The organism is Flavobacterium sp. (assembly GCF_025352015.1).
Lineage (GTDB): Bacteria > Bacteroidota > Bacteroidia > Flavobacteriales > Flavobacteriaceae > Flavobacterium.
In genome coordinates this window covers 1-13263 of record NZ_JANXUG010000064.1, presented here as the reverse complement: position 1 = coordinate 13263, position 13263 = coordinate 1, and the positions used below count along the sequence as shown (strand labels likewise).

The 13263-nt window shown below is 32.1% G+C and carries 13 protein-coding genes and 1 pseudogene; all 14 read right to left on the bottom strand.

What is annotated here, in order from left to right:
- Positions 1–276 precede the first annotated feature (276 nt).
- Positions 277–1998, bottom strand: a complete 1722-nt coding sequence (locus tag Q0Q96_RS06485; protein WP_293872424.1) for a sodium:solute symporter — start codon at positions 1996–1998, stop codon at positions 277–279.
- Positions 1999–2108: 110 nt separating this feature from the next.
- Positions 2109–4604, bottom strand: a complete 2496-nt coding sequence (locus Q0Q96_RS06480) for a PIG-L family deacetylase (protein ID WP_293872423.1) — start codon at positions 4602–4604, stop codon at positions 2109–2111.
- Positions 4605–4768: 164 nt separating this feature from the next.
- Positions 4769–5149, bottom strand: coding sequence for a hypothetical protein (locus Q0Q96_RS06475; protein ID WP_293872422.1), 381 nt, complete (start codon positions 5147–5149; stop codon positions 4769–4771).
- 177 nt (positions 5150–5326) lie between these two features.
- The gene (locus tag Q0Q96_RS06470; RefSeq protein ID WP_293872421.1) at positions 5327–6532 is read right to left on the bottom strand and encodes an AI-2E family transporter; all 1206 of its coding nucleotides are present in this window, start codon (positions 6530–6532) and stop codon (positions 5327–5329) included.
- Between the two features lie 41 nt (positions 6533–6573).
- Positions 6574–7158, bottom strand: a complete 585-nt coding sequence (locus Q0Q96_RS06465; RefSeq protein WP_293872420.1) for a Maf-like protein — start codon at positions 7156–7158, stop codon at positions 6574–6576.
- Positions 7148–8077: a geranylgeranylglycerol-phosphate geranylgeranyltransferase gene (locus Q0Q96_RS06460; protein ID WP_293872419.1), complete on the bottom strand. Its 930-nt coding sequence runs from the start codon at positions 8075–8077 to the stop codon at positions 7148–7150. The genes Q0Q96_RS06465 and Q0Q96_RS06460 overlap by 11 nt, the downstream gene beginning before the upstream one ends.
- Before the next feature lie 55 nt (positions 8078–8132).
- The gene (locus Q0Q96_RS06455) at positions 8133–8660 is read right to left on the bottom strand and encodes an HAD-IIIA family hydrolase (RefSeq protein ID WP_293872418.1); all 528 of its coding nucleotides are present in this window, start codon (positions 8658–8660) and stop codon (positions 8133–8135) included.
- On the bottom strand, positions 8644–9405 hold the full coding sequence (locus Q0Q96_RS06450; RefSeq protein ID WP_293872417.1) for a DUF2520 domain-containing protein: 762 nt from the start codon (positions 9403–9405) through the stop codon (positions 8644–8646). The genes Q0Q96_RS06455 and Q0Q96_RS06450 overlap by 17 nt, the downstream gene beginning before the upstream one ends.
- 88 nt (positions 9406–9493) lie before the next feature.
- Positions 9494–10753 carry a pyridoxal phosphate-dependent aminotransferase family protein gene (locus Q0Q96_RS06445; RefSeq protein WP_293872416.1) on the bottom strand — a complete coding sequence of 420 codons (1260 nt, stop codon included), beginning with the start codon at positions 10751–10753 and terminating at the stop codon, positions 9494–9496.
- Between the two features lie 122 nt (positions 10754–10875).
- The gene (locus tag Q0Q96_RS06440) at positions 10876–11196 is read right to left on the bottom strand and encodes a response regulator (RefSeq protein ID WP_293872415.1); all 321 of its coding nucleotides are present in this window, start codon (positions 11194–11196) and stop codon (positions 10876–10878) included.
- Positions 11197–11201: 5 nt separating this feature from the next.
- Positions 11202–12110 carry an ATP-binding protein gene (locus tag Q0Q96_RS06435; protein ID WP_293872414.1) on the bottom strand — a complete coding sequence of 303 codons (909 nt, stop codon included), beginning with the start codon at positions 12108–12110 and terminating at the stop codon, positions 11202–11204.
- A gap of 27 nt (positions 12111–12137) precedes the next feature.
- Positions 12138–12188, bottom strand: a pseudogene (locus tag Q0Q96_RS12255) (hypothetical protein); the annotation flags it as partial.
- A gap of 44 nt (positions 12189–12232) precedes the next feature.
- Positions 12233–13045, bottom strand: a complete 813-nt coding sequence (locus Q0Q96_RS06430; RefSeq protein WP_293872413.1) for a 7TM-DISM domain-containing protein — start codon at positions 13043–13045, stop codon at positions 12233–12235.
- A gap of 18 nt (positions 13046–13063) precedes the next feature.
- A partial coding sequence (locus Q0Q96_RS06425; RefSeq protein ID WP_293872412.1) for a hypothetical protein occupies positions 13064–13263 on the bottom strand: 200 nt, incomplete at its 5' end.

Genomic DNA, 13263 nt, shown 5'->3' with positions numbered 1-13263 from the left:
AATGAAAATCAAAGCCCAGTGAACAAAACAATAGCCTTAATAGCTACTTCTTTTACAGCTTGGTATGAATTTAAAGACATAATTAATTTAACATATATAAATTAGACTAAAGCCATAAATTTTTATTTCGCGATCATTTCGTTTTACTATTTGAAACAGTCTTGTTGATGCATTTTATACTTATTCGTACAGATTGTCCTAACAGTTGAACTTAATATTTGAAAGATTTTGTTTTTGAGAATAAAATAAACCTATTTATAAACAATGATTTAAGGGTTATAACTGCACTTTTTGTTTCCTTCTTAAAATTAATTGAACTAGTAGCGATAAAAGCACCGTTATAGAAGCACCAATAAAATTTAACCATAAATAACCCAATTTTTCTTGACCGGTTGGATAAATATAAATGGTATAATAATAAATAAAAAAAATGGTAATTTGACTGCTAATTGCACTATAAAAAATGGCATTTGCTTTCACAAATTTTATATAAAAACCTACCAAAAACACTCCTAATACAGTACCATAAAATATAGATCCAACAATATTTACCAATTGAATTAAATTTTCAAAAAGTGTTCCCACACAAGCAAAAAGAATAGCAATAATTCCCCATAGTAGCGTGAAATATTTAGTTGCATTCACAAAGTGTTTTTCAGATTTTTCACCTTTTACATTCCGTTTATAAATGTCGATAGCAGTTGTTGATGCTAAAGCAGTTAATCCAGAAGCTGAAGAAGACATGGCAGCCGATAGAATTACGGCTATTAAAAGTCCTATCAACCCCGAGGGCAAATAATTTAAAATAAAATAAATAAACACATAATCTTTGTCATTTGTTTCAGCTTTTTCATCCACTTTTGTGATGATTGTTTTGGCTTCGTCATGTAAATCTTTTTCTTTTGCTGATAGAGAAATTAGTTTTTTTCTCAAAATTGGATTATCATAATTTTGATTCAAATGATCAATATATAACAAATTAAATTCCTTTTTTTCTTCAGATAACTGCGTCAATTGTTTTTCTAGCGAATGATAATTTTGCGCATATTTAGATTTTTCAATCGCTACTTTATTCACAGGATTAAAGGTAAGCGGTACAGGATTGAACTGAAAGAAAACAAATACCATAACTCCGATTAGCAAGATAAAGAACTGCATTGGCACTTTTAAAAAGCCATTCATTATTAGCCCCATTTGGCTTTCTCTATTTGATTTCCCCGATAAATAGCGACCCACTTGAGATTGGTCTGTTCCGAAATAAGAGAGCATTAAAAAGAAACCTCCGGTAATACCACTCCAAAAAGTATATCTATTTTGTGGGTCAAAAGAGAAATCAAGAATATTCATTTTATCATTGGCACCAGCAATGTGCATAGCATTAGAAAAAGTCATATCGTTGGGTAACAAATGCAATATCAAAAAAAATGTAATAATCATACCACTCATTATTACAAACATTTGTTGCTTTTGAGTCACATTGACAGCCTTTGTTCCTCCCGCAAAAGTATAAATCATAACCAGTAATCCAATAATAATATTAAGAATAGTGAGGTTCCAACCCAAGATTGATGAAAGTATAATAGCTGGAGCATAGATGGTTAAGCCTGTTCCTAAACCTCGTTGAATAAGAAATAAAATGGCGGTAAACGAACGCGTTTTTAAATCAAAGCGCTGTTCTAAATACTCATAAGCGGTAAACACTTTTAATTTATGATAAATAGGTATAAAAGTCATCGAGATAACTACCATGGCTATTGGTAAACCAAAATAGAATTGCACAAACCCCATCCCGTCATGATAAGCCTGTCCAGGTGTTGATAAAAACGTGATAGCACTTGCTTGTGTTGCCATAACAGAAAGCCCAACAGTCCACCATGGTGTTTCTTTGTTTCCTAAAATGTAATCCTCTACATTTTTACTTCCTTTTGTTTTATATACCCCGTAAAAAACAATAAATAAAAGCGTTGCCGATAAAATGATCCAATCGAGCTGTTGCATATTAGAAGAATAATTGCATTAGAATAAAAAAAATAATAATGTAGAGCACATTCATCACTAAAACCCAAGTGTAACTATTTTTCCAAGCCGATGTTTTTTTGTGAGCCATATTACTTTCCTATTGCGATAATATTAGCCAATAATCTATAGGCACCAGAAACTCCTTCGGGCAATTCTCTAAAAAAACTTAAACCCGTGTAAACATAATTTCCTTTACCATATTTGGCAATTAATAAAGCACCATTTTTTGGTGTTTCGCCTTTATCATTGGCAGAAAGAATAGGAGTGAAGTGGGTATCCCATTCATTGGGATAATATAAACCTTGCTCTTGTTTCCAACCTTTAAAATCTTCAATCGTAATTTTATTTGGATAATTTAAAACGGAATGATTTGGTGCTAAAAAACGAACTTCCGCATTTTCTTCGGTAACGCGATCACGCGAAATTTTTAAAGAATATGGTGCTATATCTTTGGTAACCAAATCATCAAGTGTATTATATTGCACAATCATCGTTTTACCATTTTTTACAAAATCTAATAAAACACTTTGTTTATAAGCCAATCCGTTAACCACATTATAAGCACGGATTCCAGTCATTACTACGTCAAAGTTTAGGAGTTTCTCATTCGATATTTCTTCGGGTTTTAAAATATCGACATCATAACCCATTTGCTGTAAACACTTTAGTACTTCGTCTCCAGCACCCATGATGTAAGCAATTCTCTCATTTTTGGTTTTTATATTTAAGCGAATACCTTTGGATTCGGCTGGTTTTAAAACCATTTGTTTGTTGATGTGCGAATAATTGATGTCAATTTTACTTTTATCGAATGTTTCATCGTTAACTTTGACAATGCTTTTGATGACGATTTCACTTGATTCATTGGATGGTGAAACAGTAAAATTAGCAATTGCTTCTCCGCCATTTCTGGTTATTGAAAACGGAATTTGCGTCGGCGTTACTTTCCAGTTTTCAGGAACTTGTAGTTGTACTGTACCTTGAATATTTTGTTTTCCTACTTTTACTAAAACAGTTATTGTTTTTTCTTTATTGGAATTAAAAATATATACTTTTTCAGCAAAGTTAGATGTGGCAATTGGCACAATATCTAAAGGTTGATAAATTTCGCCTTTTACATCGTCATTGTATTTGTAAACAACATTTCTTTCAAACGGAATTTCTACACCGTAAATTGCAATCCAAAATCCAACTTTCACTTGACGCTGCACATCAGGGCTACCAATGTCTACTTGCGCGTCTACGCGATACATGCCAACGGTTCCTTTTTGGTTTAACCAATAAGGATTGGTGTAATTTAAATCTTTTGGAAGTTCTAAAGTAATGTTATCATTTAAGGGAATGTTATTTTTTAAATCCCTAATTATTTGTTCTTCTTTGTGATTATAAACAGGAACAGCACCAATACCATTTAATTTCATTGGTACGTTACTTCTGTTGATAATCTCTACCTTGACGTTTAAAGTACTTGCTCGGGTAACTTCTTGCTCGTTTGAAACAGCATCAAAATATAATCCGGCGCAAGCGGCAATGGTTTTTTTTAGTTCTTCTAGTTTAATGGTTCTCCAATGCGAATTCTCTAAACGTTCCAGTAACGCATAAGCTTTTACCAATTCTGAAACACTAGCGGAGGGATTTTTAAAATCAAAGTTTTTTTCTACTGCTTGTAGGATAGCTCCGATAGGTTTTCCACCAGGAATTCTATTCCAAGTGGTATCGATACCGTCAAAAAAATTGTTTTTATCTTTGGGTGCATCTCCTTTTAAAAATTCTAAATATTCTACTTCTTCGCCACGTGTTCCTGTAGAGCCAAAACCTTGTGATTGATGTCTGCTTCTGCTTAATGCAGCAATTTCTTGATTTGATTTGCCCAACGACTGGTAATACGTTCCAATTTTCATGGTAACTAAATTGCTTTTATCAGCGGCATCAAATTTTTCTTTACTGCCATAAAACCACCAGGAAGTATTGAAAAACAAACGCTTTGGTTTCCAGGTTTCAACAAATACCAATTGATTTGGAAAAATTTTGGCATCATTAACTTTATCAAATGCTTCAAAACTCAACATGGCAGATGAGGTATGATGACCGTGTGTGGTACCTGGGGAACGATGATCAAATCTGTTGATGATTACATCAGGTTGAAACTTTCTTATTACCCAAATAATATCGCTCAAAACTTGATCTTTATCCCAAATTTGCAATGTTTCATCTGGATTTTTAGAAAAACCAAAGTCATTGGCACGAGAAAAAAATTGTTCACCTCCGTCGATTTTACGAGCTTCAATTAGTTCTTGTGTTCTGATAACGCCCAGCTGTTCGCGTAATTCTGGGCCAATGAGGTTTTGTCCGCCATCGCCACGAGTTAACGACAAATATCCTGTTCGAGCTTTTACATCATTGGATAAATACGAAATTAATCGTGTATTTTCATCGTCAGGATGTGCTGCAAGATAAAGTACAGAACCTAGAAAATTTAGTTTTTGTATTTGGTTATAAATTTCAACAGCGTTAGGTTTAATAGGTTGTTGCGCTGCTAATTTTAAATTTACTAATAATAGTGAAAGTAATATAAGATGTTTCATTTGAAATGGTTTTGCCATTGCTCAAATATACTATTATTTTAAAAAGTGTTTTTTTGTTTTGCGTATAATTTAATGCATGAATATAAAGTAAATAAAAAAGATCTTTAGTTGGGGGACAAAAGATCTTTTTAGTCAATTAAAAACATAAATAAACATGAATAAATTTAATTTGAAGAGGCTGTGGGATTTGCAAATCGTCCTTTCGCATTGTATGGATACATCTTTTTGTGAGTGGCTAATAATTGGTATGGTTGATCGCCATCATAGTCGGTTATGATCACCTTAAGTTTATTATAGATAGAATAACCGCAGTAGTTAGTGGGTAATTCGTCATCAGATAACCATTTTCCATCTATTTTGAAATAATACATCATTTCAAGGTTATCAAAATATGCCTCTAGATTCGGAAAATAGTAATAACGTAAATAGCAATTGGTTTTAGCATCAATAGGTAATGATTCTTTTTCAGAAGAACGTTCTTGTGAAAAAATAGTATTTGAAAATATTGCTAACAATAGCACGATTATAATTTTTAGCTTTCTCATGGTTTCGTAAATTTATTAGATAAAATACTTTAGCTTAAATTCACAACAAATATAAAATTAAAAATTATAATTTCACCGATAAAAATCAATTTTTACCGATAAAGTACATATATAAACGTTTTAAATAAGAAATATAGCATAAAAATTTAGAAAGCAAAACTAATTTTTAAATTATTATTAATTTGAAGTAGTATTGGTATTTGTAGTAGAGTCAATACTTTTTTCGAGCGGTACATCATGAACATCTTCGTTTTCAAAACTAATAGGTGAAGTAGAGCTACTGTAATTGTAATGAGGTATTCTGATCTTATGCCATTCATAAGTTTTAGGTAAGTCATCTCCAAACAAATATCCCCAAGGCTCTAGAAAATCTATCCGATCAAAAATTACTTTTATAACGGCAATAATTGGAATGGCCAGAAACATACCGGTTATTCCTCCCAAAGCACTTCCGATAATAATTCCTACAATGGATACAAAAGCATTAATTTGTACTTTAGAATTTATAAATAAAGGAACCAAAATATTATTATCGATAAGTTGCACAATAATATTTACTATGATAACGCCGAAAACGATTGTCAAATCTGTAGAACTTGAAAGAGAGACCAAAATAGTTAGCGCGCCTGCAAACAAAATTCCTATATAAGGAACCATATTCAGTAAACCGGTTAAAATTCCTAGAAGAATAAAATATTCAACACCTATTATCCACAATCCGATGACGGTTAATACAGAAACGCCAATCATTTCGAATATTAAACCTACTATATAACTTTGAATAGCAATTTTAATTTGCATTAAAATTTCACGTAGTTTTTTATGATTTTCGGGCTTAAATACTTTAGATAAAAAATTAATAAAAAGATTTTGATACAATAAAAATAAAAAAGTGTAAATAGGTATCAATGCCAAATTAAGGGCTATGTCGGTAAATGAATTTAAAGTGGTACTAACTATTTGTGTACTAGAATCCATCCCTTTTTTGGTAGCGTTGTTGATGATTTGATTCTGTTCCCGTTTACTCAAATGAAAATTATCCCTAATAAGTTGCTGAAAATGTTCCAAATGATAATAAAAATTACTTTTAATTTTTGTCCAATCGTTAGCCATATCGCTCACCTGAATAGAAATAAAATAGAAAATGCCTAAAAAAATAAGTACAAACAATACTATTGCTAGTATCACTGCAATGATGTGTGGAAAACGAAGTTTTTTATTTAAAAAAACAACAATTGGATATAGTATAATGGCACATAAACATGACAAAAGAATAGGAAAAATAATGTCTTGACCAAAAAAGAGTATCGCAAAAAGTCCAATTAAACCTATTATTAGGGCTGTAACTTTGATGTAAAACGGAAATTTCATAATTTCAGACATAAGTATATATTTTTAGTAAAGTTACATCTTTAGCTTTTCTTTCAATAATATTTACTCAAATACTGATACACTTTTTCAGTTGGCAGTCCTACAACGTTAGTGTAAGAGCCTTCAATTTTAGTAATACCTACTAAACCTATCCATTCCTGAATACCATAAGCACCGGCTTTGTCGTAAGGCTCATAATTTTCTATATAATAGTGAATAGCCTCCTCCGAAAGTTCATTGAAAGTAACTTTGGTAACCTCAAAAATAGTATCACTTTTATCAATGGTCTTAAAACAAACAGAAGTAATTACCTCATGAGTTGTGTTAGACAATTCTTTCAAAATAGTAACCGCATCATTATAATTTTTAGGTTTGCCCAATGCTTTATTGTTTAACCAAACAATAGTATCGCTGGTTATTAAAAGTTCGTTATCATTTAGTTCACTATCAAATGCGCTAGCTTTTAATTGGGCTAAATAGTTGGTAATTTCAATACCTTGAAGATGATTGGGATAAATTTCCTCGATGTCTTTTAATCGAATTTCAAATTGTAAATCCAAATCTTTGAAAAACTGCTGTCTTCTGGGAGAACCAGAAGCTAATATTATTTTATAATCTTTCAAGGTTTCACTTACCATTGTGTTTTATATTTAACGTAATGACTACTATAGATAGGATACCAAAGAAGATGACACATTTTAAAATGATACTCAACAAATGAAATTCCTTTTTTGAATTGGCATTCCAAACTTTTACCGCAGCAAAAATCATTGGGCCAACCAATAAAAGTAATCCATAAACTACCGAATAATATAACTTTGAAAGCATCAAATTACTATTGATATACCATAACATAATACCTGTTGCAATAAGTAACAACGCTGAAACAATCTTTGAGGTTTTATTTATTCCGAGCGTAATAGGTAAAGTGCTCATTACTTGATTGTAATCACCATCAACATCTTCCATGTCTTTAATAATTTCTCTGATGAAATTAATGAGGAAAGTAAATATGGCATAGTCCATCAATATGGAAAATAGTAATCCCATTTCTGCCCGATTCCCATCATAAGTTGCTGGTAATAAATCGAAAAGTCCAATGATGATAACACTGAAGGATAAAAGTAAAGCTACAATTATATTGCCAATAAGCAGCATTTGCTTTAAGCTTGTTGCATACATATACAAAGTAGCGGAAACAATGATAAACGCTCCAGCAAAACTAGGTTTATGAATTACGTTTGCAAGATAATAACCAATAACAACACCGCTTATATTTAAAATAAAATACAAGTTGTAAGCTGACTTTTCAGAGATGCTTTTGCCAACAATCACACTTTCGGGGTTGTTGTCATAATCGGTTTCTTGATCCATAATATCATTAATAATATAACCAGCTGCAGCAATTAAAACTGTTGATAATACTAATAATCCATATTGCAAATCGGTCAGTGATAAAAATATATTTTGAAACTTCAAGAATCCGTAACGAAAAATAAGTTGCATAAATGCCAGAAGCAGAAGATTTTGGTATCGTATTATTTTTAAATAGTTCATTTAATTTTGGGTATAAATAAATCGGTAATCTACTTTTTTTCTAAAAATCAAAAAATCAATCGTGCTTTCCGTTATAATATAAATGCCATTTTCCTTGAACTTTCATTACTTGTTCAATAATTTCTCGAACAGCACCTTTTCCACCTTTTTTATGCGATATATATTTTGATATGGCCTTGATTTCTGGGCTGGCATCTTGAGGACAAACAGGCAACCCAACTAATTGCATCACATGATAATCTGGAATATCATCACCCATATATAAAACTTGATCAGCATTGATATTATAAAGTTGGATATATTCTTTGAAAGTAGCAACTTTATCTGGCGAAGCCAAATGAATATCATTAAGTCCAAGGTTTTTGAGCCTTATGCGAATACCTTCGTTATTACCTCCAGAAATAATGCAGATATTATAACCACTTTCTAACGCAGCTTTCATCGCATAACCATCACGAATATTCATAATTCGGAGCATTTCTCCTGTTGAAGTAATGTGCACAGAACTGTCTGTTAAAACGCCATCCACATCAAAAATAAAAGTGGTGATGTTGTTGAGTAGCTCTTTATAACTTTTTTCCATTATCAATAATAGCTTTTGTTAACAATTTATATATTTTTTTTTGACTTTCATCTGTTAAAATGGCAAGATGTTGGTTGATTGTTTCAGTGTCTTTTCTAATAGCTGGACCGGTTTGGGCATCATTGGGTGAAAGCGTTACAATTTTATTTGAAGTTTCCAAAATCAAGGGTTTTAGAACATCAAAAGATAAGTTATTTTCAATACATATTTCATAACCAATTTGATACAAATGGTTTGTAAAGTTAGAAACAAATACAGCTGCGATATGTAACGCTTGTCTTTGTTCAGTGCTGATTATATTTACAGAATTGGATACTGTTTTGGCAACAATTTCTAGAGTTTTATAGTCAGTATCATTTTGTGCTTCGAGAAAAATTGGGATAATGCTAAAATCAACTTCTTTTGATGTAGAAAATGTTTGCAACGGATAGAAAACGCCTTTTCTGTTTTTAGCGTCTAGTGCATTCATAGTAACGCTTCCCGATGTATGAACCACAAGTTGATTGGTAAATGGAATTTGTTTTGAAACTTGACCAACAGCACTGTCTGTAACCGCAATAATGGTTACATCAACTGGTATTAAATCGTCAAATTTTGAAATAACTTCGACTGTTGTAATGGTTTTAATAATCGATTGTTTGTTTTTTGAAAACACTTGAATTAATTCAATTTCAGTAGTTTTACTGAACGCTTTAATTAAATGCTGGGCAACATTCCCTGAACCAATAATTGACACTCGAATCATTGGGCTAAAGTATCGATTATTTTTAATTTTTAGAAGTCAATGCTTTAAAAAAATTAGTCGTTTTTTATCAAATGCATCTTAATTTACTTTAGGATACGTCAACTGTTGTGGCGTCAGCAATTTTTTTATAGGTTCCGTTAACCAGTTTCTCGCGAATAATTTCAAACGCTGAAAGAGTTTCATCAATATCTTGCAAAGTATGTGAAGCAGTTGGAATCATTCGTAACAAAATAATTCCTTTTGGAATTACAGGATAAATTACAATTGATAAAAAAATGCCGTAATTCTCTCGTAAATCATTGACCATTACCATTGCTTCGGGCACACTTCCTTCGAGATATACTGGAGTTACGCAAGTATTAGTATCACCAATATTAAAATTTCGAGCACGCAACCCAGATTGTAAAGCATTCACATTCTCCCAAAGTTTGTCTTTTAATTCTGGTTGGTTTCTCAACAGTTCCAAACGTTTTAGGGCGCCAACGGTTTGAATCATTGGTAAAGCTTTGGCAAACATTTGCGAACGCAAATTATATTTTAAATAATCTATAATTTCTTTATCAGCTGCTAGGAAAGCACCTATACTCGCCATCGATTTGGCAAATGTCGAGAAATATACGTCGATTCCATCCTGGCATCCTTGTTCTTCACCAGCGCCAGCGCCAGTTTTTCCTAATGTTCCAAACCCATGAGCATCATCAACTAGTAAACGAAAATTGTATTTTTTTTTCATCTCGACAATTTCTTTCAGCTTTCCTTGTTGCCCACGCATCCCGAAAACGCCTTCGGTAATGAAAAGTATTCCTCCACCATTTTCGGTAGCCATTTTTGTAGCCCGTTGAAGGTTTTTTTCCATACTTTCGATATCATTGTGTCGGTAAGTGAAACGTTTTCCCATGTGCAAACGCACACCGTCAATGATGCAGGCGTGAGCATCAACATCATAAACAATGATGTCATTTTTAGTCACCAAAGCGTCAATACAAGACATAATCCCTTGGTAACCAAAGTTCAGTAAGTAAGCTGATTCTTTTTGTACAAAAGCTGCTAATTCATTTTCTAATTGCTCGTGAGCATCGGTGTGACCACTCATCATTCGGGCACCCATAGGATATGCTGCACCATATTTTGTCGCCGCATCTGTATCTGCCTGACGAACTTCGGGATGATTGGCTAGCCCTAAATAATCGTTTATTGACCAGTTTAAAATATCTTTTCCGTGAAATGTCATTCTTGGGCCAAGTTCTCCTTCAAGTTTTGGAAAGACGTAATATCCTTCGGCTTGAGATGCCCATTTTCCTAGTGGTCCTTTATTATTTTGTATTCTTTCGAATAAATCTTTTACCATAATCACTTTTTGTTTTAATCGGTGCAAAAGTAATTATAAAAATATTATTTTAAATTCTAAATTCTAACTTTTAAATTAAGAGACGAATCAATTAAAATTTATAACTCAAAATTTTTAATAATTTAACTGACCAATAGTTTAATAATCTCATATAAGGTGTCTTTATCTATAGGTTTTGATAAGTATTTATTCATTCTAATCTCTATAACTCTGGTTTTAGTACTTTCCATTACATCGGCAGTTAAGGCAATAATCGGAATTGATTTTTTGTCTTCTCCCGCTTCTCCGTTTCTGTTAGCAATCGTGGCTTCATAGCCATCCATAATTGGCATTTGCAAATCCATTAAGATGATATCATAATCTTTCTTCATCAGTTTTTGCAAACCTTCTTGTCCGTTATTGGCAAAATCTACCGTAGTATTCAGCCATTTTTTGGTTATCATTTTAATCACCATTTGATTTGATTCATGGCATTGTCTTCGACAACTAGAATAGATTTTCCATTTAAATCGTAAAAATTAGTTGCAGCATTTGCTTCAATTTCTTTTTTGACTTCAATATTTTCATAAGTCAAATCGATAGTAACAACAGTTCCTAACCCAGTAGTGCTATCGACTTTTATTTTACCATTTTGCAGATTTACAAGATGTTTTACAATATAGAGTCCAAGTCCTAAACCTCCAAATTTTCGTTTGTTTGTAATGCTGTCTTGAGAAAACGAATCAAAAATGCTATTGATTTTTTCTTTTGAAATCCCAACACCTGTATCACTTACCAAAAATGTAATTTGTACTTTGTTGTCTTTCTCTTTTTTTGCATCTAATTTGAATTTGACAAAGCCTTCATTGGTAAATTTGAGTGCATTACTTATGATGTTCTGCAATATTTGGCTCAATCGGGCAACATCTCCTTTAACCATTTGAGGTAAATTTTCTCCTTTTATGAAAGTAAATTCCAAGCCTTTATCTTTAGCTTCACTGGCAAAATTATTAACCATATGCTCAACAGTCTTAACTAAATCAAACTCCGAAAGTTCTAGTTTTATTTCGTTTTTTTCAATTTTTGAGAAGTCCAGAATATCATTAACCGAATTCAACAAGCTATACGTGGAATATTTTATAATTTGGCTACCATTTTGAATTTGTTCTTCCTTAAAATCATTCGCCATTGACTTGGCTGTGTTCAAAATAGCATTCAAAGGTGTGCGTAACTCGTGACTTATATTGGAGAGAAAATAAGACTTCAGTTCGTTCATTTCTTCCGCTTTTTGAAGGGCAATGGTTTGGAGAGCTTCTCGATCATTCTTTAGGTTTCTTATTAAATTTGCCATCGAAAGTGAAAGGGAAATAACTTCCATTCCGGTGCCCAGTTTAGAGCCGTTTTCTGTTAAAAAAGTAAGCGGTAATACACCGAAATTTTTAAGAATAAAAATCACAAAACCTGGTATGAGGAAAAAGATACCTACAGCAAAAAAGCGATCTATTTTTTTGTTCGGATGAAAATAATGAATTGGGATGCGATAATTAATAGCAATAATATTAACCCTAGTCCGTTAGCAATAGGATAGGAGTATTGAAGCGCGTTTGGGACAAAGAGTAAGGATATAAATAAGAATAAATCCAATCCGTATATAAAATAAAAAGTATTGTTTATTAAACGATTATATTCTTTTACTTTTAAATACACTTGAGCATAACGACCTAAAAAGAAATTAGCAAAACAAGCAAAAATAATTACGGCATGTAATGAAAACCAACCAGATTGCGGAGTAATAAATTTATAAAAATAACCATCTATTGAAAATTGTAATAATCCAATAAAAACCATATACATGCTATAAAAGAAGAATGTTTTGTCTCGCATAGCAAAGAAAAAGAACAGATATAAAATGGCGGCAATAAACACTATACCGTAGAAAAAACCAAAGATGAATTGCTCAAATGAACTTTCTTCTAAAATATTTTCCGAAGAATGAAGAATCATTGGCATGGATAATTGTTCTCCATCACTTTTTACGCGCAAATAAAATTGTTGTAACTCATGGGGAGCAATATTGATTTTGAAGATAGTTTTTCTAACTTTATAACTTCGTTGGTTGAAAGGAATTGCATCTCCGCTAATGTATTTCGCAACCGATTTATCACCTTTAATAATATATAATTCGGCTACATCTGTAATGGGTCTTGCAGTTTCAAAAAAGTAATTTTGCTCTTCAACAGAATCATTTTTCAATCCAAAACGTATCCAAATGTTACGATTGGTAAAGCCAAAGTCCATATTTTCTTTTATCATCGGAGAAAAATGAAACGCTTAAATGCTTTTAATTTGCTCAAAAGACACGTCAACCAGACCTACATCTACATATTCCGCTTTAGTGTGAATTGATATTGCATTTTCTATATTTCCATTATGCACAACAAATTGAGCAGTAATTTGTTGTGACGGTAGTACTATAATGGTTAATAGATACATTACACTCCGCCAATTTATACAAGAATTTGGTTTTCCCA

Coding starts and splice junctions, on each gene's coding strand:
- Q0Q96_RS06465 (WP_293872420.1), bottom strand. CDS start 7,158: ATGGTAAGTGAAACCTTGAAAGATTATAAAATAATATTAGCTTCTGGT.
- Q0Q96_RS06460 (WP_293872419.1), bottom strand. CDS start 8,077: ATGAACTATTTAAAAATAATACGATACCAAAATCTTCTGCTTCTGGCA.
- Q0Q96_RS06455 (WP_293872418.1), bottom strand. CDS start 8,660: ATGGAAAAAAGTTATAAAGAGCTACTCAACAACATCACCACTTTTATT.
- Q0Q96_RS06435 (WP_293872414.1), bottom strand. CDS start 12,110: ATGGAAGTTATTTCCCTTTCACTTTCGATGGCAAATTTAATAAGAAAC.
- Q0Q96_RS06445 (WP_293872416.1), bottom strand. CDS start 10,753: ATGGTAAAAGATTTATTCGAAAGAATACAAAATAATAAAGGACCACTA.
- Q0Q96_RS06440 (WP_293872415.1), bottom strand. CDS start 11,196: ATGATAACCAAAAAATGGCTGAATACTACGGTAGATTTTGCCAATAAC.
- Q0Q96_RS06485 (WP_293872424.1), bottom strand. CDS start 1,998: ATGCAACAGCTCGATTGGATCATTTTATCGGCAACGCTTTTATTTATT.
- Q0Q96_RS06470 (WP_293872421.1), bottom strand. CDS start 6,532: ATGTCTGAAATTATGAAATTTCCGTTTTACATCAAAGTTACAGCCCTA.
- Q0Q96_RS06475 (WP_293872422.1), bottom strand. CDS start 5,149: ATGAGAAAGCTAAAAATTATAATCGTGCTATTGTTAGCAATATTTTCA.
- Q0Q96_RS06430 (WP_293872413.1), bottom strand. CDS start 13,045: ATGATAAAAGAAAATATGGACTTTGGCTTTACCAATCGTAACATTTGG.
- Q0Q96_RS06480 (WP_293872423.1), bottom strand. CDS start 4,604: ATGAAACATCTTATATTACTTTCACTATTATTAGTAAATTTAAAATTA.
- Q0Q96_RS06450 (WP_293872417.1), bottom strand. CDS start 9,405: ATGATTCGAGTGTCAATTATTGGTTCAGGGAATGTTGCCCAGCATTTA.